Below are 21,992 nucleotides of genomic sequence, written 5' to 3'. Positions count from 1 at the left end.
GCCTAGCATCACCCCTCGCCATTTTTTCTCCGGGATACAGGTTTACGCAGATGAGCAAGACTTCTCTCGACAAGAGCAAGATCAGGTTCCTTCTTCTTGAAGGTGTGCACCAGAACGCGGTCGATACCCTCAAGACTGCCGGCTACACCAACATCGAGTACCTCACTGGTTCGTTGCCAGAAGCCGAGCTGAAGGAAAAGATCGCCGATGCCCACTTCATCGGCATCCGCTCGCGCACCCAACTGACCGAAGAAATCTTCGACTGCGCCAAGAAACTGGTCGCCGTTGGCTGCTTCTGCATCGGCACCAACCAGGTCGACCTGGCAGCTGCCCGCGAGCGCGGTATCGCCGTGTTCAACGCGCCGTACTCCAACACCCGTTCGGTCGCCGAACTGGTGCTGGCCGAGGCCATCCTGCTGCTGCGCGGCATCCCCGAGAAGAACGCTTCCTGCCACCGTGGTGGCTGGATCAAGAGCGCGGCCAACTCCTTCGAGATCCGCGGCAAGAAACTGGGCATCGTCGGCTACGGCTCGATCGGTACCCAGCTGTCGGTGCTGGCCGAGAGCCTGGGCATGCAGGTCTACTTCTTCGACCCGCTGACCAAACTGCCGCTGGGCAACGCCGTCCAGGTCACCAGCCTGCACGAACTGCTTGGCCTGTCCGACATCGTCTCGCTGCACGTGCCTGAGCTGCCATCCACCCAGTGGATGATCGGCGAGAAGGAAATCCGTGCGATGAAGAAGGGCTCGATCCTGATCAACGCCGCCCGTGGCACCGTGGTCGAGCTGGACCACCTGGCCGCCGCGATCAAGGACAAGCACCTGATCGGCGCCGCCATCGACGTGTTCCCGGTCGAGCCGCGCTCCAACGACGAAGAGTTCGAAAGCCCGCTGCGTGGCCTGGACAACGTGATCCTGACCCCGCACATCGGTGGTTCCACCGCCGAAGCCCAGGCCAACATCGGCCTGGAAGTGGCCGAGAAACTGGTCAAGTACAGCGACAACGGTACTTCCGTGTCGTCGGTCAACTTCCCGGAAGTGGCCCTGCCAGCGCACCCAGGCAAGCACCGCCTGCTGCACATCCACGAAAACATCCCGGGCGTGCTCAGCGAGATCAACAAAGTCTTCGCCGAAAACGGTATCAACATCTCCGGTCAGTTCCTGCAGACCAACGAGAAAGTCGGTTACGTGGTAATCGACGTCGACGCCGAGTACTCGGACCTGGCGCAAGAGAAGCTGCAACAGGTCAAGGGCACCATCCGCTCGCGCGTTCTGTTCTGAGTGTGATCGCCGGACGAAAAAGGGAGGCCCTGGTGGCCTCCCTTTTTTTGCCTGCCGGCAGGGAGTCATTTCACCTCGACGGTGATCTTCTTCGATTCGACGGCTGGCTTGAACGGCACATGGAACTTGTCGCCCAGTACCAGCTGCAGGGTGTGCTTGCCGGGTGTCAGGGTGAGGGTGGCTTCGGTCTGCGCCTTGCCGAAGTGCAGCACTTGCGGGCCGGCTGGCAGCGCTACACCGCTCGCGGGCATCAGGCTGGTCGGCAGCGGCTGATCGGCGACAGGTTCGTTGTCGACATCAACCAGCAGGTGATGATGGCCGGTGTGCGGGGTCTGGTCACCCGCAGGCTTGAGGGTCATGCCCTCGATGCCGAACTTGACGGTGAAGGTCTTGTCGACCGTGGCGCCATCGGCGGGGGACACGATGAAGACCTTGGCATCCTTGGGTGGCTCCTGGCTCTTCAGTGCAGTGTTTGCATCTGCGGCGCTGGCCACGACTGCAGCTCCCATCAGCAATCCGGCTAAGGCAGCACGCGAAAATAGGCTGTTCATTCACTTCTCCTGTGATTCACTTGAAGACCGCGGTGTGGATAACCCACCACGGCGGTGTTTCAACATAGCCCACAAACAGAAAAATTTCAGTTACGGTTAAACCTCGCCAAGGCTTCAAGGTCATAGGCTGCGCTCGACCGCGACGAGGGAACAAAGTTGCGGCGTTAGTTATTAAACTGCCAAAAAGAAAAGGGGCATTAGATGCGTTCGACCATAGGCGTACTGCTGGCAGTACTGATCACGCCATTGGCTCAAGCCGAGCTGATAGACGAAATCGCCGACCGGGGCGAACTACGAATTGCCGTGCAGGCCGATAGCCCGCCCTACGCGTTCAAGGAAAATGACCACCTGACCGGTTTCGAGATCGAGTTCGGCCAGGCGCTGGCCAGGGAGCTCGACCTGCGCGCCGAATTCATCGAGGCGCAGACGGCAGAATTGCTGCCGGGCGTCGAAGGTGGCAAATACGATGTGGCCTTTAGTGCTGCAGGCGGTTCAGCCGAGGCGCAAGGCCCGTTCGATGTCAGCCAGCCGTTCGGCGAGAAGAAGTTCGTGATTCCGTTCCAGAAGGATAACCCGGCGTTCAAGAGCGCATTGAACAACGCCCTGCAGCGGCTCAAGGACAAGGGGTACACTTCGGAGCTTGAGCAGAAGTGGTTCAAGGGCTTGCAGGAAACGGCTACAGGGCAGTAAGGCTTTGTTGCCAGTGCTGGCCCTATCGCCGGCAAGCCGGCTCCCACAAGGTCCACCACCAACCTTCTGTGGGAGCCGGCTTGCCGGCGATAGGGCCGGTACGGTCAACATCAAACCTCAGCCAACGCCCGCTGCGCCTGTTCCAGCTCCAGCTCACTGAACACCCGCACGCCTTCGCGTCGCAGCAACGCCACGGTCACCCCCTCTCCCGCGACCTTCACCCCGGTGAACGTGCCATCGTAGACCAACCGGTTGCCACACGAAGGGCTGCCCGCCTTGAGCACCGCCACCCGGATGCCATGCCGGCGCACCAGTGCCAGGGCCTGCTGGGCCCCGGCCAGAAAGGCCGCACTGACATCCTCCCCCGCCACCGTCAGCACCTGAGCGTCGCCATCGAGCACGTCAGCGCCCTGACCACCCGGGATCTCGGCGGGTGGACGTGGCGTCGGCAGGCCGCCAGCCACTTCCGGGCACAACGCCACCACGCGCCCCTCGGCCTGCCAACGCTGCAAAAGATCAGGATATCCACTGGCCCGCCCGTCGTAGCGCACTGGCTGCCCCAGCAGACAAGCGCTGACCAGCACCTTGGGCAGTTCAGAACGGGTCATTGCCGCGGCGCCTGAACCAGCCGGTCAATGACAACCGCTCACGCCCCGCCGGCAACACTTCATGGGGTACCTCGCCGGAAAGGAATACCACCAGGCAGCCGGCCTCGGGCTGCACGTCGTGCTGCCCGCCATCCGCCAGGAACATGCGCAGCTGGCCGCCGTCCTGCGCCTGCCAGTCTTCATTGAGGTAGAACACCGCCGAAACCATGCGCCGGTCGTCGTCGCGAAAGCGGTCGAGGTGCCTGCGGTAGAAGGCGCCCGGCGGATACAGGGCGAAGTGGCATTCGAAGTCCTCAAGGCCGAGGAACAAGCCCTGGTTGATCGCCAGGCGCAGCTGGTCCATGGCCTCCAGGTACTGGTCGCAGGCTTCGGCCTGACCGGGGTCGATCCACTGGATCTGATCACCGCGGATGGTCTCGCGCACCTCCTGGCCGACACCGCGCCCAACCCCGGCAGGGTTGAGCTCGCCTTCGGCATCACGGCGCCGACATTCGGCTGCCAGCGCACGCACCAGGTCGGCAGGCAAAAACAGCGCCTGCTGGGACCAGCCACGGGTGGCCAGATCGTCGACGACGGCCGTAAGCATCGGGTTTTCAGGGGAGTTGTGCATGGCGCGCATCATATCCATTCGCCATGCCGGCGCACAGCGCCACTTGGCTGAGAACCACGCGGATAGCTCGACAAAATGGCGCCGAGCCAAGGACAATAGCCGCCTGACGACAGGAGTCCTGAATGCGCCGTCTGTTTTCCCTTTTTTTGCTGCTGATCTGCACCATGCCTGTCTGGGCAGATAGCCTCGATCAACTGTACAAGGCCGCCGGCTGGCCCGACCAGCGCGCCCACTTCAACGATGCCTTGAGCGCCGCCCAGCAGCGCTACCAGAACAGCCTGCCGCCCGCGGTCTACCAGGCACTGGTCAACAACAGCAACCAGCGCTTCCAGGCCCAGGCCATGGACCGGCGGGCCCAGGCACAGCTGCGCGCCGCCCTGCCCGACCCCGCGCCGGCATTGGCCTTCTTCCAGTCGCCGCTGGGGCGCAAGATCGTCGCCGCCGAACTGCTTGCCACGCGCAAGGACCAACTGGCCAAGAACGCCAAGGGCCTGCCAAAGATCCAGGCCAGCGACAACCGCACCCTGATCATCGGCCATCTGGCCCAGGCCTTGCCCGCTCGCGAGGCCGGTGCAGAAGTCAGCCTGGCGATCGCCGGGGTGGCCGCCGACAGCCTGAGTTCGATGATCCCCGGGCTGTTCGGCGCAAGCCAGGCCCAGAGCATGCTCGACGGCCAACGCCAGCGCCTGATGAACCAGATTGGCGAAGACCTCGACAACACCTTGCTGTATGTCTATCGCGACCTGTCCGACGCCGAACTCGAAGAATTCGCCACCTTCGCCGAATCTGCGCAGGGCAAGGCTTACTACCAGGCTGCCGTGGCCGCTGTGCGCGCGGGCCTGGCGGTCGGCAAGACCGGTGCGGACCTGAAGTGATCAGCCCAGGCGCTGGGCGATGAAGTCGAAATAGCGCTGGCGAATACTTGGCAGCTCATTGGCCAGGTGATGGCGGGCTTCGGGCAGCAGCAGGATCTGCGGCTCATCGAACTTGGCCTTCAGCACCCGCAGGTTGTAGGGCCAGTCCACCGTGCCATCGGCCTCCCCTTGCACGATCAACGGTTGCCGCGAGCTGCGCGGCGCCGCCTCGATACGCTTGACCCACGCCATCAACGCGCCGACCCAGGCTGTCGGCAGACGCCGCGGTTGCAGGGGGTCGGCTTCGAGAAATGGCAGGAAGGTCGGGTCGTTGCTGTTCTCGCTGAAGCGCCGCTCGATGCCGTTGACGAAATGGCGCAGCACCCGATAGCTGAACTTCGACCACCGCCAGGCGCGGGGCCGTACCAGCGGCGCCAGCAGGATCACCTGGCCGTCGATGGGGCTCTGTGCGCCCTTGTGCAACACATGGTCGACAGCGATGGCGCCGCCCGTGCTCTGCCCGCACAGATGCCACCGGCGCGGCAGGCCCAGTTGCAGCGCCTGCTCGAACAGGGCATCGAGCACCTGCTGGTAAAGCTCGAAATCGCTGATGCTGGCACGCTCGCCGCTGGACAGGCCGTGGCCCGGCAGGTCGCAGCTGATGACCGCATAGCCAAGTTTCAGCGCCCATTCGATCACATGGCGATAAAGGCCCATGTGGTCGTAGTAGCCGTGCAGCAGAAACAGGGTGGCGACCGGCTGCTGCGGCAACCAGACCTGCCCGACCAGCTCGAAACCCGCCGCCTGGAACCCCCCCAGCCAGCTCTGCCCCGGCATGTTCAGTCCATAAAAGCGCTGATAGTCCTGCGCTTGCGTGGACAAAGGCTGGCGTGCGCCAAGGGGCGCGAGGCTCGGGCGCAGGCGGTCGGGGGAAAAGGCAGCAGGCATCGGGTACATCCACAGCTGAGCGAGTATTGATCTGGGATATTCAGCTCTCGCCAGCATCATGGCAAGCTTGGGGCATGTGTCACCTGCACCGGCCCTATCGCCGGCAAGCCGGCTCCCACAAGGTTCTGCACCGTACCTGTGGGAGCCGGCTTGCCGGCGATAGGGCCCGTGACTCCACCACAAGGCCCAAGCGCAAACCATGCACACCCGCCTCATCAAGCCCATCCTGACCACGCTCGCACTGCTCCTTGGCGCCGCGATCCTCTGGCAGGCGTACTCCAGCTTCCAGTCCCGCTACCTGCGCCCCTTCGACAAGCAGACCACCTTCTTCGACGGCAGCCAGTTGCGCCTGCCCACCGAGTTGGCAGGTCCCGGCCCGATCCGCGTGGTGCATTTCTGGGACCCGGCCTGCCCGTGCAACGTCGGCAACCAGCAACACCTGGGCGACCTGATCAGCCAGTTCGCAGGCCAGGGCGTGACCTTCCACATCGTGCAAAAGCCCGGCAGCCACGGCCAGCTGCCCGCCAACCTCGGCAGCCTGCAACCCATCGCCCAGCTGCACGGCAGCAAGCACCTGCCTGCCTCGCCTGCAGTAGCGATCTGGGACCGCCAGGGCCACCTCGCCTACTTCGGCCCCTACAGCGAGGGCGCTGTGTGCAATGCCAGCAACAGCTTCATCGAGCCGATCCTCAAGGCCTTGCTCGACGGTCGCCAAGTGACCGCGTCCAACACGCTGGCGGTGGGCTGCTACTGCCCCTGGGCCGGCTGACGCACGCGCGCAGGATTGCCCACCACCAGCGCACCGACGGGCACATCCCGGGTCACCACGCTGCCGGCACCGACAACGGCGTTGTCGCCAATGCTCACGCCGGGCAGGACGATCGCGCCGCCGCCGATCCACACGTTGTTGCCGATGCGTACCGGCCGCCCGCTTTCCAGGCCGGTGCGACGCAGTTCGGGGTCCAGCGGATGGTCGGCGGTGTAGATCTGCACGGCCGGGCCGATCTGGCAGTCGTCGCCGATGTACACGGGCAGCACGTCGAGAATCACGCAGTTGAAGTTCATGAAGGTGTTGCGACCGACGCGGATGTTGTAGCCGTAGTCGCAGAAGAACGGCGGGCGGATCACCGTACCTTCGCCGACATGGCCGAAGTGCTCGGCGAGCAGGCCGTTGCGGGCGTCGTTGAGCAACTCGACGCTGTTGTTGTAGCGGTGCATCCAGTGCTTGTTGGCGATCTGCTCGGCCTGCAACTCGGGGCAGCCAGCGTGGTAGAGCTGGCCACTGAGCATTTTCTGCTTTTCGCTGAGGGACATGGAATCTCCTGTCGGGGGGCTATGCTCTGTCCGGAATCCGTCGATAATCGGACCACAGTTTTCGCCCGAACGCACAAGGAGTTTCGATGAAACGCAGCCTCACCCTGTTGACCGTGGTGGTGGCCGTGGCCGCCGGTGCCGGTTACTGGTACGTGCAAGGCAAGCTGCCGCAGCGTCAGGGCGAGCTGGCTGTCGCCGGGCTGCAGGCGCCGGTCAGCGTGCGCTACGACGACAGGGGCGTACCGCATCTGCAGGCGCAGAACGAACAGGACCTGTACCGCGCCCTGGGCTATGTGCATGCCCAGGACCGATTGTTCCAGATGGAGATCATGCGCCGCCTGTCCCGTGGCGAGCTGGCCGAAGTGCTCGGCGACAAGCTGGTGCCTACCGACAAGCTGTTCAGGAGCCTGCGCATCCGCGAGCAGGCTGCGCTGATGGCGCAGCGCCAGGATCACCAGGCGCCCGCCTGGCGGGCGCTGCAAGCCTACCTCGATGGCGTCAATGCCTGGCAGGCCGGCCACCCCAAGCCCATGGAATTCGACCTGCTCGGCATCACGCCCAGGCCCTTTACCGCCGAAGACACCCTGAGCATCGCCGGCTACCTGGCCTACAGCTTTGCCGCCGCGTTTCGCACCGAGCCTGCCCTCACCTACATTCGCGACCAGCTCGGCCCGCAGTACCTGAAAATCTTCGACCTCGGCTGGCAGCCCGATGGCGCACTGGCCACCCCGCTGGCGGCGGCCGACTGGCAGAGCCTGGAAGCGCTGGCCCGCCTCAGCCACGACGGCTTGCACGAGGCCGGCATCCCGCAGTTCGAGGGCAGCAATGCCTGGGCCATTTCCGGCAGCCGTACCCTCAGCGGCAAGCCGTTGCTGGCCGGCGACCCGCACATCAGCTTTGCGGTGCCGGCCGTGTGGTACGAGGCCGAGCTGTCGGCACCGGGTTTCAACCTCTATGGCTACTTCCAGGCGCTGAACCCGTTCGCACTGCTCGGGCACAACCGCGATTTCGGCTGGAGCCTGACCATGTTCCAGAACGATGACGTCGACTTGATCGCGGAAAAAACCAATCCCGCCGACAGCGAACAAGTAATGGTCGATGGCCAATGGCGAATGCTGGAAAAGACCGAGCAGCAGATTGCAGTCAAGGGCGAGCAGCCGGTGATCATCAGCTTGCGCCGCTCACCCCATGGGCCGATCGTCAACGAGGTGCTGGGCGCCACCGCCGGCACCACGCCCATCGCCATGTGGTGGGCATTCCTGGAAACCGAGAACCCGATTCTGGAGGGCTTCTACCAGCTCAACCGCGCCGACTCCCTGGCCAAGATGCGCGAGGCAGCGGCCAAGGTCCAAGCGCCGGGGCTCAACTTCGTCTGGGCGAACGCCCGTGGCGATATCGGCTGGTGGGCGGCTGCGCAGCTGCCGATCCGCCCGGACGGGGTAAACCCGGCATTCATCCTCGACGGTGCCAGCGGCCAGGCCGACAAGCGGGGTTTCTATCCGTTCAGCGTCAATCCGCAGCAGGAAAACCCGGTCAGTGGCTACATCGTCTCGGCCAACTTCCAGCCGCCTGCCGCTGTGGCGATCCCGGGTTACTACAACCTGCCTGACCGGGGCCGTCAGCTCGATCGTCACCTGGCCAACGCCGAGGTGAAATGGGACACCCAGAACAGCCAGGTCCTGCAGCTGGATACGTCCAGCGACTATGGCCCGCGCACCCTGGCGCCGTTGCTGGCGACCCTGCGCAAGGTCGCCCAGGGCGATGAAGAGCACGAACTGGTCGAGCAACTGGCGGCCTGGCGCGGCGACTATCCGGTCGAGTCCACCAGCGCCACGCTGTTCAACCAGTTTCTCTACGACCTGGCTTACGCTGCGCTGCATGACGAACTGGGCGATACCTGGTTCCCGGTGCTGATCAGCACCCGCGCCATCGATGCCGCCCTGCCGCGTCTCGCCGCCGACGCCGAGTCGCCGTGGTGGAATACCCGCGGTGCGACCCAGCGCAGCGACCGCACCAGCATCGTTCGCCAGGCCTGGCAGCAGAGCCTCAAGCACCTGCGCGATACCTTCGGCAACGACCCGGCCAGCTGGCAGTGGGGCAAGGCGCATACCCTGACGCACAACCATCCACTGGGTGTGAAGAAACCGCTGAACCTGCTGTTCAATGTCGGCCCCTTCGCCGCGCCCGGAACCCACGAGGTGCCGAACAACCTCTCGGCGAAGATCGGCCCGGCGCCATGGCCGGTCACTTACGGACCATCGACACGTCGGCTGATCGACTTTGCCGATGCCGGGCAAGCGCTGACCAGCAACCCGGTGGGCCAGAGTGGCGTGCCGTTCGATGCGCATTACGCCGACCAGGCAGAGGACTACATCAACGGAAGATTTTCCAAAGCACAAACGGGCATTATCCCGACGCAGAGCGCGTTACGCTTGGTCCCGGCACCTTAAGACCTCTTCTCAACACTATATAGGCAAGGCGATGCAGAAGAACTTCATTGAAATCGACGGCGCGCGCATGAGCTACGTCGACCAGGGCCAAGGCTTCCCCATCCTGCTCGGCCACAGCTACCTCTGGTCAGCCGCGATGTGGCAACCGCAGATCGACGCGCTGTCACGGCATTTCCGGGTGATCGTGCCCGAGCTCTGGGGGCATGGCGACTCTGATGCACCACCCGCCACCACCACCGACATGAGCGCCCTCGCCCGGCAGCATCTGGCATTGCTGGACGCGCTGGATATCGCCAGGTGCCACCTGGTCGGCCTCTCGGTTGGCGGCATGTGGGGTGTCGAACTGGCCGCCGACCACCCGGAGCGGGTCGATCGACTGGTACTGATGGACACCTACCTGGGCGCAGAACCGGAAGCGACCCGAATGAAATACTTCGCGCTGCTGGATGCCGCCAGCGCGGCGGGATGCTTCAGCGATGCCCTGCTCGATATCATCGTGCCGATCTTCTTCCACGCCGGCGGGCAGACGGTACCTGAGGTTCGCAAGCAGTTTCGGGCCGACCTCAAGGCGAGCAACGCGCAAACCATTCGCCAGAGCCTGGACCCGATGGGTCGGTTGATTTTCAGCAGGCCCGACCTGTTGCCACGCCTGGCTGAATTGGTGCGAGAACGAAGCATCGTCCTCTGTGGCGACCAGGACATCCCACGACCGCCCGAAGAGGCGGCTGAAATGTCGCGGATCATTGGCTGCCTGGCGGCGCACATTCCAGATGCAGGGCATATCTCCAGCCTGGAAAATCCGCAGGTGGTGAATGCGTTCCTGCTGAATTGGCTGCCGCGTAACGCTTGAACCGCTGCAGAAACCGAAAACAAGAACGCCGACGCGAGTGCGCCGGCGTTCTTGTAGGGAGAGCTTGCCAGGCGTATCAGAACGCCGGCAGCACCGCTCCCTGTTAGATCTTGGCCAATCGGCTCATCAACCTTTGATGCCGTACACCGAGTCTCCGACCCAGACCAACAGATCTATGCCATTGCGGGCCAATGCAATTTTCGGGACCACGATAGTCCAAGCAAAGTCTGATTCAAGCTTGAAACGCCCATCTTGCCCAAAGTCAACATCCAGATCACCTGAATCATTGACTCGATACACGTAGCCTGGCCTGGTGCTTCCTCCTGCCTGATCAATGGATGCGTGAATGATTCGATAGCCGCCGTCTGCCAACTGCGAGATCGGAGCGTTCCACCCCCGGTCATTCCCAACCTTTTCAGGAGACTCGAAGGTCAACTCAGGGCCTTCGCCGTCTTGGGTCAAACCGTATACCTTGACGACCTCATCGCTTTTTTCCACGTATTTCAAGGATTGCTGCGGGTCCAGGAATGTGCCGCCCCAACGGCCGTCGGGTTGCTGAATTCGCCATCCATCAGTACCAAATGTCTTATCCAACTCACCTTTCACGCTCAGACGCGTAAAGCCAACATGCTCTTTTCCGGCAACGCTTGCGGTTAACGTCAACAAAAGCCGGTTTTCGCCAGAAACTTCCTGAACCCACGCCTCCGCCAACGTCAGCGTTGCCGCTTGAGGGAAATCGACCTGGGCGGCTCCGCCGGCACCAAAACCCTGATCAAAATGCCCAGACTGATCAATTCGCCAGACCACAAGGCGACTTCCTGTTGTTGAAGATGGCCTCATCATTACATACAACGCACCTGACTGTTCATCATAAGCCAAAGCGCTAACACCTGCTTCTTGTGTCGAAGCCTGAAATTCACCTTGATTGCCAAAGCTGTCATCGAGTCTACCGTCGGCCAAGTAGCACTTGACTAAAACCACGTTAGATTCTTCTTCGTCCGACCATTTGCTATCGACGAGAAAAAACCGATTACCCGCCTCTTTCAACATCACGCGTTCAAAACGCCAATTCTGACTATCAGGTGCTTGCACAACACCATCAGTACCGAAGTTTCTGTCCCACGTCCCATTGCTATCATATTTGCTCACAAAAGCAATGGATTGATCATGTTGCCCCGTCAGCAGTAAGAACCCGTCATCCGAGGTGCTTTCAAGGTCATAAATAACGCCTTGCGGCCACCTACTTCTTAACGTAATCCTATCGAAGCTGGCCCGGTCATTGCGGCCCCGGCTTGCATGAATACCTGATTCAGTAGCCATCATCGATTCCTCTCATGAATGGTAGGACACTGGCGCGAAATCCCCATGCTGACTCTATTAGCCAGAGCGGGTAGCGGTCGACGGGTGTTGTACGTCGTATTGGAACTGTGGATACAGTCAGCGCCCGAGCAACCAGAAAAGCCAACCTTTGACACAGACAGCGATATCACCATCAGCATTGACCGTCCAAGCCAGACCATGCTTTCCGTTCAGGGCTTCGTATTCCAGGCTCACTGTACCCTCGGTACCAAAACTGTCATCGGGATTGCCATCACGAAGTGTTCGGCAAACCTTCACATGACCTTTATCAGGGGTATCTTCGCGCATTCCACTTCCGTGAATGAACCTGTAGTCAGCACGCTCATTACCCACGGAGCGTGCCCAGCTCCACACCCCAGGGAGGCCCGGAATCTCCAAGCGCCCAGCGGAACCGAAGGTCTGGTCATCCTTCCCATCCGAAGTGATACCGAAGATGACCATAACTTGTCGGCTAGCGTCATATTTCAGAAACTTATAGGTGCCCCCTGCATCTTTCAAACAGCCATGTCCAGGCTCACCCCATTGCTTGGTCCATACCCCTAAATTGCCGAAGTCCCTATCGACTTCCCCGGCACCATCATAGCGCTCGACATGAAGATAATAAGGATCAGGAATACCGTCTCGACGCGTGCCCATCGCCAGAATCCCCGGCTCATCAACGACGTATTTAGGCGACACTAAATTTCTTGAAAACTTATACCCTAGTTCCGCAAAACCAACATCCAGCTTTCCGGACTCATCAACACGTATCGCAACGCGTACATCAATATCACCCTGCAGGGCCACATAACCCGACAGATAGAGCGCTCTGCTTTCGAGCAACAACTCCAAGACTTGGCCGTAACTGACCCCGTTGACAGGTAGGTCAATTGCAGTTGATCCACCTTCGCCAAAGTCAGCATCCAATATTCCATCGGGCTTGTAGCGCTGGACTATGATGTGTTTTTCATCTTGCCGGCTCGCCAGCAAAATACGCCCTGAAGCATCCACTTCAACGGACGGCAGAATGCGCCCTAGTTCTATCGGTCTCCCTGAGTTGAACGCCTGATCAAGCTTACCCGTTCCATCATACTTGATCAGCCGGTAGTCCCCACTTGAATCATCACCCAGCAGCAACACACCGCCCTCGGTGGTAAAGCGGACAAAATGAATACTGATATCGACTTCGAGTGGCTGGCCCTTATTGAATTCAGGATTCAATTGCCCTGCCTGCTTCGATGCGTTCATAGGCACCTCCAATGGCTCGAATTTTATTCAACGCCATCAGGTGGCAAACCGGCTACTGGCAAAAATGATAGGTAACGGGAGATAACTTACTTGAGCCCTGCTTGGGTGGCGCAAAAAAAAACCGACGCGATTGCGCCGGTTTTTCTCTACATCAAGGCCAGGCTCAGAACGCCGGCAACACCGCACCGCTGTACTTCTTGGCGATGAATGCCTTCACCTCCGGGCTGGTCAGCGCCTTGGCCAGCTTCTGGATCGCATCGCTGTCCTTGTTGTCCGGGCGTGCCACCAGGAAGTTCACGTAAGGCGAATCGTTGCCCTCGATCACCAGCGCATCCTTGGCCGGGTTCAGGCCCGCTTCCAGCGCGTAGTTGGTGTTGATCATGTCCAGGTCGACCTGGTCCAGCACACGCGGCAGCATGGCCGATTCCAGCTCGCGGAACTTCAGTTTCTTCGGGTTCTCGGCGATGTCTTTCGGCGTGGCCAGGGCGTTTTTCGGGTCTTTCAGCGTGATCAGGCCGGCCTTCTGCAGCAGCAGCAGGGCACGGCCGCTGTTGCTGCCTTCGTTAGGGATGGCAACGGTGGCGCCATCTTTCAGCTCGCTCAGGCTCTTGACCTTCTTCGAATAGCCGCCGAAGGGTTCGACGTGCACGCCGACCACGGTTTCCAAGTGAGTGCCCTTGCCTTCGTTGAAGTTCTGCAGGTACGGCAGGGTCTGGAAGTAGTTGGCGTCCAGGCGTTTCTGGTCGACCTGGACGTTAGGTTGCACGTAGTCGGTGAAGACCTTGATCTGCAGGTCCACGCCTTGCTTGGCCAAGGTCGGCTTGATCAGCTCGAGGATCTCGGCGTGGGGTACCGGGGTGGCGGCAACGACCAGTTTCTCGGCGGCGGTGGCCAGGCCGGCGAACGACAGGGCAGCGGCCAGGGCGGTGGTCAGCAGGGTCTTCTTCATGGTGGTCCTTGTTCTGGTTCTGGGCCATCGAGGATGGCTGAAGTCGGTTGCCCAACCGGTTCACCGGGGGCGTGGGGCGGACAATACCGAGATTTTTTATTCCGGAACAATATCTTTTAATTCGCTGCTTATACCCAAAACAAATAGCCATTACCGCATTCGCTTATGAGCGCCGTCTAGCCCGCGGTGTCCGGCAGGTCGAGGTCTTCCGGGAGGATTTCCTCTCCTTCACTGACCAGCAACGCGAAGTGGATGACGTTCTCCAGTTCGCGGGTGTTGCCCGGCCAGGCATGGGCCTCCAGCAGGCGTTGCGCGGCGTCGCTGATCAGCGGCAGCGAGCGCTGCAGGCGCACGCTGTAGATACCGACGAAATACTCGGCCAGCGGCAGGACATCGCCGCGCCTTTCCCGCAAGGGTGGCAGTTCCAGCGCACCTTCGAGCAGGTACTGGTACAGCCGCTCGTTGAAACGGCCCGCACGCACCACCCGCGCAAGATCGATGCTGGTTGCCGCCACAAGTCGCACATCCACCGCTTGCGGCTGCTGTGCACCAACGCGGGTGACCTCACGGTTCTCCAGCGCTGCCAGCAACTTGCCCTGGATCTCCAGTGGCAAATCGGCGATTTCGTCCAGATACAAGGTGCCGCCGTTGGCCGAGCCGAACCAGCCAGCGCGGCTGCTGGCAGTAGCGCCCAGGGTCCCGGCGCTGTAGCCGAACAACTCGGCATCGGCGTAGGTGGGGCTGATGGCCGCGCAATTGACCGACACGAACAAACCGGCTCGGTCGCTGGCACGGTGGATCTGCCGCGCCAGCAACTCCTTGCCGGTGCCGGTCTCGCCGCGGATCAACACCGGCAGCGCTTGCGGCGCCAGGCGTTCCAGGTCCAGACGCAACTGCTGCGAGCGTGGGTCGATGAACACCAGCGCCTTGGCACGGATGCTCAGTGGGCTCTTGTCCAGTTCAGGGAAGGTCAGCAAGGGCTGGCCAAACGGGTTTGGAAAAGTCATGCGCAGCTCCCGCCCCGGGCTTCGGTGGGCCGGGCGTCAGGCAAAGGTGAACGGTAAGGGTGGATCAGGCGCGCCGCAGCGCCCGCTGCTCGACCCGGCTTTGCAGGCGGTACAGGTAGGCGAAACCCTGTTCCCAACGCTCATGCCCGGACTTGACGTTGATGTGCCCGGCATTGCTCAGCAGCCCGGCTTCGGCACCCCAGGCCTGGGCCAGGTGCAGTGCACGCGGCACGCTGACGGCCGGGTCGTTGTCGGAGCTGACCACCTGACTGGGGAACGGCAATGCCTGCATCGGGATCGGCGCGAAGTTGCGCAAGGCCGGCGCGCAGGTAGGCCGCTCGACATCCGCCGGCGCTACCAGCAGTGCACCGCGCACTTGCCGCAGCAGGCCGGGGTTGGCCTGTGCCGCCCAATGGGCGACGGTGACGCAGCCCAGGCTGTGGGCGATGAGAATCACTGGCGAACGTTCTGCAGCAATTGCCTGCTCCAGCGCTTGCACCCAGTCCTGGCGCTGCGGGGTCAGCCAGTCGTGCTGCTCGACCCGGGCGCTGTTGGGCAGGCTGCGCTGCCAGTGACTTTGCCAATGGTTGTCTGGCGATCCTTGCCAGCCCGGCACAATCAGGTAACGAATCGACTCATTGCGCATGGGGACGCCTCCAGTAAGTTTGCGTGCTTGCTGTCCAGTATAGGGATGGAGTTATATCAGCAAAGGAATAAGAAGCTATTTATTAATAACTAAAAGATACGATTGACTGACCGGCGTCAATAAAAAAAGGGCCATCCCCTGCCAAGAGATATGGCCCTAAGCACTTGCCTGAAGAGGGTTTGCCGCTCAGCGCGCGGTAATCACCGCCAGCTTGCTGATCCCCGCACGCTCGATGGCCGCCATGGCCCGCGCAACTTCGCCATAGTTCACGCCATCATCGGCCTGTAGCTGCACACGGACTTGCGCGTCCTTGTCCTTGGCCGCCTTGAGGCTGGTTTCCAGCTGGTCCGGCTGAATCTGGTCCTTGTTGATGAACAGCTTGCCGTCACCGTCGATGCTCACCACCAGCGGATCCTTCTGCTCCACCGGGGCCACCGCCTCGGTCTTGGGCAGGTTGATGGGAATGGCGTTGGTCAGCAGCGGTGCGGTGACGATGAACACCACCAGCAGTACCAGCATGACGTCCACCAGCGGCGTGACGTTGATTTCACTGAGGACTTCGTCGCTGTCCTGGGTCGAGAAGGCCATGTCAGGACGCCTCCTTCACCGGCTGGGTGAACCCGGCCTGGGGCTTGTGCACGGCGGGGTGCACCAGCACGCGGAAGGCACTCTTCTGCGCCAGGCTGTAGAAGTCGTGGGCAAAGTCATCGAGGTCGGCGGCGGTCAGCTTGAGGCGGCGGAGGAAGTAGTTGTAGACCAGCACCGCCGGCACGGCGACGGCGATACCTACGCCGGTGGCCACCAGCGCGGCGCCGATCGGGCCGGCCACGGTTTCCAGGCTGGCCGAGCCTGCTGCACTGATGCCCTTGAGCGCTTCCATGATCCCCCATACGGTGCCGAACAGGCCGATGAAGGGCGAGGTGCTACCGATACTGGCCACCACTGCCAGGCCGGTTTCCAGCGAGCGGCGCTCACGCACGATCTGCTGGCGCAGGGCGCGCTCGAGGCGGTCCTGGTGGTTGATGGCATGGCTCAGGTCACTGGCCTGGGTATCGCCAACGGCAATCGCGGCGTAACCGGATTGGGCGACACGGGCAGCCGGGCCGGGCGATTCATGGCTGATCTCGGCAGCCGAATCGAGGCTTGAAGCCGCCCAGAACTGCTGGTGGAAGCGCTTGTCCTGGTGCTTGAGCCGCACGAATTGCACGACCTTGACCAGGGCGAGGCCCCAGGTGACGACAGAAAACCCGACCAGCAGCCAGATGACTGCGCTTTCAACGGATTCGAGGGGAGATGCCAGCAGGCTCATGATGATGTCTTCCTGTGTTCTGCGAAAAAGTTAACGAAGCTTGAAATCGATCGGCACGCTGACCCAGCCGGCCTGGGCCACGTCGCCCTGCTTGGCGGGCACGAAGCTCCAGCGCTTGACCGCGGCCAGGGCGGCGGCGTCGAGGGCGTCGCGACCACTGCTTTTCTGGATCTGGATCTGCCCCGGTTTGCCGCTGGCCAGTACCTCGACCCGCAGCAGCACGGTGCCTTCCCAGCCACGGCGCTGAGCCATCTGCGGGTATTCCGGTGCCGGGTTCTTCAAGTACGCGGCATTGGCCGAGGGGGGCGTTACCGGCGCCGGTGCGGGTGGCGCGGGCGGAGCCGGGGCCGCAACCGGAGCGGGAGGTGGCGCTTCGACCGGTTTGGGCTGTGGCTTGGGCGGCTGCTTGGCCACGGGCTTTGCCAGCGGTTTCGGCTTGGGCTTGGCGGCCAGCTCGTCGACCACCGGCGGCGGTGGCTCTACCACAGGCGGTGCCGGGGCCGGCGGAGGCGGTTCGAGCACAGGCGGCGCAGGGGCTGCGAACTCGATGGTCATGGGTGGAATCTGCGGCGGCACTACCGGCAGTTCGGGCGTGGGTGCCTGGCTGACCCAGTAGCCAGCCGCGCCGTGCAAGGCCAGTACCAGCAGGGCCAACGCCAGCTTGTCGCGGCGCCTTAGGCCACTGACCGGTGTGCGTTGCAGGCGCAGCTGGCCCAATGGAAGGCGTAGCGTCCGTCCAAGCTCGACCAGGTCACCCGGGGCTGGGCGCCATGGCTGGTCGTAGGCCCTGACGGCCGACTGGACATTACCCATTGATCAAACTCCTGGGGTTCTTGATTCAGGTGTGTGGCTGAATCATCGGGGCCAGAGGCTTATCTCTTAAAGTAATGTTTAAAGTTAAAGTTAGATCATTTGCGTATATGAGATTTTGATAGATGCTGCAAGGCCGCGCCGTTCGCGGGTCGTGGGCGCTTGATCAAAACCGCATGCTTTGAAGGCATTTGAAATATTCGTGCAAGGCATGGGATTGCTGCGAGGGCTCCGCCCTCGATCGCCGGCAAGCCAGCTCCTACAAGGTCCAGCACCGAACTTCTGTGGGAGCTGGCTTGCCGGCGATGGGCTGCAAAGCAGCCCCAAAATCCATCAGGCAATAAAAAACCCGGGACCATGCCCGGGTTTTCCACTTTCAAAAGCAACTCAGATATCCGCGACCTTCTGCCAAACCTTCGGCCGGAAGAACAGTGTCTCCCCTCGCGCCAGCCCGGTCAGGCTGTCGTGGTCCTTGACCACCTCGGCCTCGATCAGCTCGCTCTGCCCTTCCACCTTCAAGGTCACCCGCGTAGTGGCACCCAGTGGCCGAATGTCACGCACCTCGGCGGCATGGTGCCCTTCGGTTTCATGGCGCGACAGCGACACCTCGTGCGGGCGGAACAGCACATGGTGCCCTTCGCTCAAGGCCAGACGGTTGGAGTCGCCCAGGAAGTGGTACACGAAGTCGTTGGCCGGCTTCTCGTACACCTCGCCCGGCGAGCCGATCTGCTCGATCACGCCCTTGTTCATCACCACGATGCGATCCGCCACTTCCATCGCCTCTTCCTGGTCGTGGGTGACGAACACCGAGGTCAGGTTGATGTCCTCGTGCAACCGCGCCAGCCAGCGGCGCAGTTCCTTGCGCACCTTGGCATCGAGCGCGCCGAACGGCTCGTCGAGCAGCAACACCTTGGGCTCCACCGCCAGGGCACGGGCCAGGGCGATACGTTGGCGCTGCCCACCGGAAAGCTGTTCGGGGTAGCGGTCGGACAGCCAGTCCAGCTGCACCATGTTCAGCAGCTCATGGACCTTTTCGGCGATCTTGCTCTCGCTCGGACGTTCGCCCTTGGGCTTCATGCGCAGGCCGAAGGCGACGTTGTCGAACACGCTCATGTGGCGGAACAACGCGTAGTGCTGGAACACGAAGCCGACGTTGCGATCGCGCACGTCATGGCCGGACACGTCCTCGCCATGGAACACGATGCTGCCGTCGTCGGGTGTTTCCAGGCCGGCAATGATCCGCAGCAGAGTGGTCTTGCCGCAGCCGGACGGGCCGAGCAGGGCTACCAGCTCACCGCTGTGGATATCCAGGTTGATGTTGTCCAGGGCCTGGAAGCTGTTGAAGCGCTTGCTGACGTTACGAACTTCGATCGACATGAATCATTCCTCCGCGGCGCTATGGCGCAGGCGGTTAATACGGTTCTCGCTCCACTGCTTGAGCAGCAGGATGAAGAGCGCCAGGATCAGCAGCAGGCTGGCCACGCTGAAGGCCGCGACGTGGTTGTACTCGTTGTAGAGGATTTCCACGTGCAGCGGCAAGGTGTTGGTCACGCCGCGGATGTGGCCGGACACCACCGACACCGCGCCAAACTCGCCCATGGCCCGCGCGGTGCACAGCACCACGCCGTAGATCAGGCCCCATTTGATATTGGGCAAGGTCACGTGCCAGAACATCTGCCAACCGTTGGCGCCCAGCAGGCGCGCGGCCTCCTCCTCTTGCGTGCCCTGCTCCTGCATCAGCGGGATCAGCTCACGGGCGACGAAGGGCACGGTGACGAAGATGGTCGCCAGCACGATGCCGGGCAAGGCGAACACGATCTGGATATCGTGGTCCTGCAACCAGGGCCCGAACAGGCCCTGGGCGCCGAACATCAGCACGTAGACCAGGCCGGCGATCACCGGCGACACCGAGAACGGCAGGTCGATGAGGGTCACCAGCACGCTCTTGCCGCGGAAGGTGTACTTGCTCACGCACCACGCGGCGCTCAGCCCGAACAGCAGGTTCAGCGGCACCGAGATCACCACCGCCAGCAGGGTCAGTTGCAGTGCCGACAAGGCATCGGGTTCGAAGATCGCTTCGAAGAAGGTGCCGAAGCCGTTCTTCAACGCCTGCGACACCACGATCACCAGCGGCAGCAGCAGGAACAGCGCGAACACCAGCCAGCCAAGGCCGATCAGGATCCGCCGCGAAGTGGCGCTGCCACGCCGGGCGGCATTGGCGGCGGCGCTGGTGCTCAGGGATGAACTGGACATAGCCGGGCCTCCTTCAAGGGGTTTCGATACGGCGCTGCAGCAGGTTGATCAGCAGCAGCAGGATGAAGGAAACCACCAGCATCAGCACGCCGATGGCGGTCGCGCCGGTGTAGTCGTACTGATCGAGCTTGACCATGATCAGCAGGGGCAGGATCTCGGTCTTCATCGGCATGTTGCCGGCAATGAAGATCACCGAACCATACTCGCCCACACCACGGGCGAAGGCCAGGGCGAAGCCGGTGAGCCAGGCTGGCAGCAGGGCCGGCGCCAGTACGTGGCGGAACACCTGCAAAGGTTTCGCGCCCAGGCATGCTGCGGCTTCCTCGACTTCACGCGGGATGTCGGCAAGCACCGGCTGCACCGTGCGCACCACGAACGGCAAGGTGACGAAGGTCAGCGCCAGGGTGATGCCCAGCGGTGTGTAGGCGATCTTGAAACCCAGGTCGGTGGCGAACTGGCCGACCCAGCCCGAAGGCGCATACAGGGCGGTCAGGGCGATACCGGCGACGGCCGTGGGCAAGGCGAACGGCAGGTCGATCATTGCATCGATGACCTTGCGCCCGGGGAAGTTGTAGCGCACCAGCACCCAGGCCAGCAGGGTGCCGATCACGCCATTGATGATGGCGGCGAACAGGGCGGTGCCGAAACTCAGTCGCAGCGCGGCGATCACCCGCGGCGCACTGATGACGTTCCAGAACTGCTCCCAGGTGAGCTGCGCGGCATGCACGAACATGGCGGCCAGCGGTATCAGCACGATCAGGCTGAGGTACACCAAGGTGTAGCCCAGCGTCAGCCCGAAGCCGGGTATGACGGGGGAAATGCGACGTGACATAAATATCCCTGGTTGAACGCACGAAGCCCGGCGGTTATGCCGGGCCGGTGCAAGCTTCTGAATCCTGGGGCTGCTGCGCAGCCCCTGCATTTTCACTGTGCCTGGTAGATCTGGTCGAACACACCGCCGTCATTGAAAAATTTCGGCTGTGCAGTCTTCCAGCCACCGAAGTCCTTGTCGATGGTTACCAGGTCCAGTTTCGGGAATTGCTTGCCGAATTCGGCAGCGACCTTCTCGTCACGCGGACGGTAGAAGTTCTCGGCAGCGATTTTCTGGCCAGCCGGGCTGTACAGGTGCTTGAGGTATTCCTCGGCGATCTTCTCGTTGCCCTTCTTCTCGGCGTTCTTGTCGACCACGGCCACCGGCGGCTCGGCGAGGATCGACAGCGACGGCACGACGATCTCGAACTTGTCACTGCCACCGTCTTCCTTGAGCGCCAGGAAGGCTTCGTTTTCCCAGGCCAGCAACACATCGCCCTGGCCGTTGTTGACGAAGGTGATGGTCGAGCCACGGGCGCCGGTATCGAGCACCGGCACATGCTTGAACAGCTCCTGCACATAGGCCTTGGCCTTGTCTTCGCTGCCACCCTGCTTCAGGCCGTAGGCCCAGGCGGCGAGGAAGTTCCAGCGTGCGCCACCGGAGGTTTTCGGGTTGGGGGTGATGACCGAGACGTCCTTCTTGATCAGGTCGCCCCAATCCTTGATGCCTTTCGGGTTACCCTTGCGGACCAGGAACACGATGGTCGAGGTGTACGGGGTGCTGGCATCCGGCAGGCGCTTCTGCCAGTCCGCCGGCAGGGTCTTGCCGAGCTTGGCGATTTCATCGATGTCGCCCGCCAGGGCCAGGGTCACCACGTCGGCGCGCAGGCCGTCGATCACTGCCCGGCCTTGCTTGCCGGAGCCACCGTGGGACTGCTGGATCTTCACCTTGTCATCCGGGTGAGCCTGCTGCCAGTGCTTGATGAATTCGGCGTTGTACTGCTGGTACAGCTCGCGGGTCGGGTCGTAGGACACGTTCAGCAGTTCGTAGTCCTTGGCGATGGCGGAACCGGCAAAAACGGCACTGGCCAGGGCGGCGAGCGCATAACGGCGGATGGACATGGTGAAGCTCCCGATTGGCATTTTTTCTAGTTTTGAAGGGGGGGGCGTATCAGCCGGGCTTGTTGCCGGGCTGTTGCAGGCGGAACTTCTCCTTGCGCTCGATCTGCACGACCTGGGCGTTGTGCACGGTGATCTCCACCGCACCGAAACGCAGGTCGCGCAGGGCGCTCTGGATCTCACGCAGAATGGTGGCTTCGTCCTGACCGTCGATGCTTCGCAGCGATGCGCTCATGCTCGTTCTCCTGTGAACAAGGGTGCCGGGCAGAGGTTTTGGAAGGGGTTTGCGCCTGGCTTGAAACCAATAGTAGTGAGGCGCGGATATTCTTAAAAATACTGTTTAAGAAT

The 21,992-nt window shown here is 62.1% G+C and carries 24 protein-coding genes; 6 read left to right on the top strand and 18 right to left on the bottom strand.

The genetic code is table 11. The annotated features are described in order from the left end of the window. Positions 1 to 50: 50 nt before the first annotated feature. Positions 51 to 1,280, top strand: coding sequence for a phosphoglycerate dehydrogenase (gene serA / locus PPL01S_RS00500; RefSeq protein WP_016392466.1), 1,230 nt, complete (start codon positions 51 to 53; stop codon positions 1,278 to 1,280). Positions 1,281 to 1,345: 65 nt separating this feature from the next. On the opposite strand, the gene PPL01S_RS00495 is transcribed toward serA, so the two are convergent. After that, positions 1,346 to 1,831 carry a DUF4399 domain-containing protein gene (locus PPL01S_RS00495; RefSeq protein ID WP_016392465.1) on the bottom strand — a complete coding sequence of 162 codons (486 nt, stop codon included), beginning with the start codon at positions 1,829 to 1,831 and terminating at the stop codon, positions 1,346 to 1,348. Between the two features lie 201 nt (positions 1,832 to 2,032). Here PPL01S_RS00495 and PPL01S_RS00490 point away from each other — a divergent pair, with 201 nt between their 5' ends. Continuing rightward, complete coding sequence (locus tag PPL01S_RS00490; protein ID WP_016392464.1) at positions 2,033 to 2,521, top strand: substrate-binding periplasmic protein; 489 nt, start codon at positions 2,033 to 2,035, stop codon at positions 2,519 to 2,521. A 110-nt stretch (positions 2,522 to 2,631) separates the two neighbouring features. Here PPL01S_RS00490 and PPL01S_RS00485 read toward each other — a convergent pair whose 3' ends face one another. Both PPL01S_RS00485 and PPL01S_RS00480 read right to left on the bottom strand, forming a co-directional pair. Continuing rightward, positions 2,632 to 3,129, bottom strand: a complete 498-nt coding sequence (locus tag PPL01S_RS00485) for a 2-thiouracil desulfurase family protein (RefSeq protein ID WP_016392463.1) — start codon at positions 3,127 to 3,129, stop codon at positions 2,632 to 2,634. Then, positions 3,116 to 3,748, bottom strand: coding sequence for a 2OG-Fe(II) oxygenase (locus PPL01S_RS00480; RefSeq protein WP_028625041.1), 633 nt, complete (start codon positions 3,746 to 3,748; stop codon positions 3,116 to 3,118). Before PPL01S_RS00480 ends, PPL01S_RS00485 begins: the two co-directional genes overlap by 14 nt. Before the next feature lie 113 nt (positions 3,749 to 3,861). On the opposite strand from PPL01S_RS00480, the gene PPL01S_RS00475 reads away from it, so the two are divergent. Continuing rightward, positions 3,862 to 4,614 (top strand): DUF2059 domain-containing protein, encoded by a 753-nt coding sequence (locus tag PPL01S_RS00475; protein WP_016392461.1) that lies wholly within the window; start codon positions 3,862 to 3,864, stop codon positions 4,612 to 4,614. On the opposite strand, the gene bipL is transcribed toward PPL01S_RS00475, so the two are convergent. Beyond that, complete coding sequence (gene bipL, locus PPL01S_RS00470) at positions 4,615 to 5,541, bottom strand: phospholipase BipL (RefSeq protein WP_028625040.1); 927 nt, start codon at positions 5,539 to 5,541, stop codon at positions 4,615 to 4,617. A 199-nt stretch (positions 5,542 to 5,740) separates the two neighbouring features. Here bipL and PPL01S_RS00465 point away from each other — a divergent pair, with 199 nt between their 5' ends. Further along, positions 5,741 to 6,310, top strand: coding sequence for a DUF6436 domain-containing protein (locus PPL01S_RS00465; RefSeq protein ID WP_028625039.1), 570 nt, complete (start codon positions 5,741 to 5,743; stop codon positions 6,308 to 6,310). Here the strand turns inward: PPL01S_RS00465 and PPL01S_RS00460 are convergent. Next, positions 6,289 to 6,855 (bottom strand): sugar O-acetyltransferase, encoded by a 567-nt coding sequence (locus PPL01S_RS00460; protein ID WP_016392458.1) that lies wholly within the window; start codon positions 6,853 to 6,855, stop codon positions 6,289 to 6,291. The genes PPL01S_RS00465 and PPL01S_RS00460 overlap by 22 nt on opposite strands. 86 nt (positions 6,856 to 6,941) lie before the next feature. On the opposite strand from PPL01S_RS00460, the gene PPL01S_RS00455 reads away from it, so the two are divergent. Both PPL01S_RS00455 and PPL01S_RS00450 read left to right on the top strand, forming a co-directional pair. Continuing rightward, on the top strand, positions 6,942 to 9,305 hold the full coding sequence (locus PPL01S_RS00455; protein ID WP_016392457.1) for a penicillin acylase family protein: 2,364 nt from the start codon (positions 6,942 to 6,944) through the stop codon (positions 9,303 to 9,305). A 31-nt stretch (positions 9,306 to 9,336) separates the two neighbouring features. Next, positions 9,337 to 10,155, top strand: coding sequence for an alpha/beta fold hydrolase (locus PPL01S_RS00450; protein WP_016392456.1), 819 nt, complete (start codon positions 9,337 to 9,339; stop codon positions 10,153 to 10,155). 126 nt (positions 10,156 to 10,281) lie between these two features. Here PPL01S_RS00450 and PPL01S_RS24985 read toward each other — a convergent pair whose 3' ends face one another. The 13 genes from PPL01S_RS24985 to oscA all read right to left on the bottom strand — a co-directional run bounded on the left by PPL01S_RS24985 (position 10,282) and on the right by oscA (position 21,879). Further along, entirely contained in the window at positions 10,282 to 11,475 is a 1,194-nt protein-coding gene (locus tag PPL01S_RS24985; RefSeq protein WP_144062860.1) for a hypothetical protein, read from the bottom strand. A gap of 117 nt (positions 11,476 to 11,592) precedes the next feature. Next, complete coding sequence (locus PPL01S_RS00440; RefSeq protein ID WP_016392454.1) at positions 11,593 to 12,741, bottom strand: NHL repeat-containing protein; 1,149 nt, start codon at positions 12,739 to 12,741, stop codon at positions 11,593 to 11,595. A 163-nt stretch (positions 12,742 to 12,904) separates the two neighbouring features. Further along, the gene (locus PPL01S_RS00435) at positions 12,905 to 13,690 is read right to left on the bottom strand and encodes a MetQ/NlpA family ABC transporter substrate-binding protein (RefSeq protein WP_016392453.1); all 786 of its coding nucleotides are present in this window, start codon (positions 13,688 to 13,690) and stop codon (positions 12,905 to 12,907) included. Positions 13,691 to 13,866: 176 nt separating this feature from the next. Beyond that, the gene (locus tag PPL01S_RS00430) at positions 13,867 to 14,697 is read right to left on the bottom strand and encodes a sigma 54-interacting transcriptional regulator (protein WP_028625038.1); all 831 of its coding nucleotides are present in this window, start codon (positions 14,695 to 14,697) and stop codon (positions 13,867 to 13,869) included. Positions 14,698 to 14,761: 64 nt separating this feature from the next. After that, a complete protein-coding gene (locus PPL01S_RS00425; RefSeq protein WP_016392451.1) occupies positions 14,762 to 15,343 on the bottom strand; it encodes an alpha/beta hydrolase in 582 nt (193 codons plus the stop codon). A 186-nt stretch (positions 15,344 to 15,529) separates the two neighbouring features. Then, complete coding sequence (locus PPL01S_RS00420) at positions 15,530 to 15,931, bottom strand: ExbD/TolR family protein (RefSeq protein ID WP_016392450.1); 402 nt, start codon at positions 15,929 to 15,931, stop codon at positions 15,530 to 15,532. A gap of 1 nt (position 15,932) precedes the next feature. Next, positions 15,933 to 16,652 (bottom strand): MotA/TolQ/ExbB proton channel family protein, encoded by a 720-nt coding sequence (locus tag PPL01S_RS00415; protein WP_016392449.1) that lies wholly within the window; start codon positions 16,650 to 16,652, stop codon positions 15,933 to 15,935. A gap of 30 nt (positions 16,653 to 16,682) precedes the next feature. Continuing rightward, positions 16,683 to 17,465 carry an energy transducer TonB gene (locus PPL01S_RS00410; protein WP_016392448.1) on the bottom strand — a complete coding sequence of 261 codons (783 nt, stop codon included), beginning with the start codon at positions 17,463 to 17,465 and terminating at the stop codon, positions 16,683 to 16,685. Positions 17,466 to 17,849: 384 nt separating this feature from the next. Beyond that, positions 17,850 to 18,839, bottom strand: coding sequence for a sulfate/molybdate ABC transporter ATP-binding protein (locus tag PPL01S_RS00405; RefSeq protein WP_008093195.1), 990 nt, complete (start codon positions 18,837 to 18,839; stop codon positions 17,850 to 17,852). A 3-nt stretch (positions 18,840 to 18,842) separates the two neighbouring features. Continuing rightward, positions 18,843 to 19,715 (bottom strand): sulfate ABC transporter permease subunit CysW, encoded by an 873-nt coding sequence (gene cysW, locus PPL01S_RS00400; RefSeq protein ID WP_016392447.1) that lies wholly within the window; start codon positions 19,713 to 19,715, stop codon positions 18,843 to 18,845. Between the two features lie 13 nt (positions 19,716 to 19,728). Further along, positions 19,729 to 20,547 (bottom strand): sulfate ABC transporter permease subunit CysT, encoded by an 819-nt coding sequence (gene cysT, locus PPL01S_RS00395; RefSeq protein ID WP_016392446.1) that lies wholly within the window; start codon positions 20,545 to 20,547, stop codon positions 19,729 to 19,731. Between the two features lie 92 nt (positions 20,548 to 20,639). Next, positions 20,640 to 21,647 carry a sulfate ABC transporter substrate-binding protein gene (locus PPL01S_RS00390; protein ID WP_008090479.1) on the bottom strand — a complete coding sequence of 336 codons (1,008 nt, stop codon included), beginning with the start codon at positions 21,645 to 21,647 and terminating at the stop codon, positions 20,640 to 20,642. Positions 21,648 to 21,696: 49 nt separating this feature from the next. Beyond that, positions 21,697 to 21,879, bottom strand: a complete 183-nt coding sequence (gene oscA / locus PPL01S_RS00385) for a sulfur starvation response protein OscA (protein WP_003248957.1) — start codon at positions 21,877 to 21,879, stop codon at positions 21,697 to 21,699. Positions 21,880 to 21,992 lie beyond the last annotated feature (113 nt).

The organism is Pseudomonas plecoglossicida NBRC 103162 = DSM 15088 (assembly GCF_000730665.1).
Classification (GTDB): Bacteria; Pseudomonadota; Gammaproteobacteria; order Pseudomonadales; family Pseudomonadaceae; genus Aquipseudomonas; species Aquipseudomonas plecoglossicida.
This window is presented reverse-complemented; position numbering and strand designations above follow the sequence as displayed.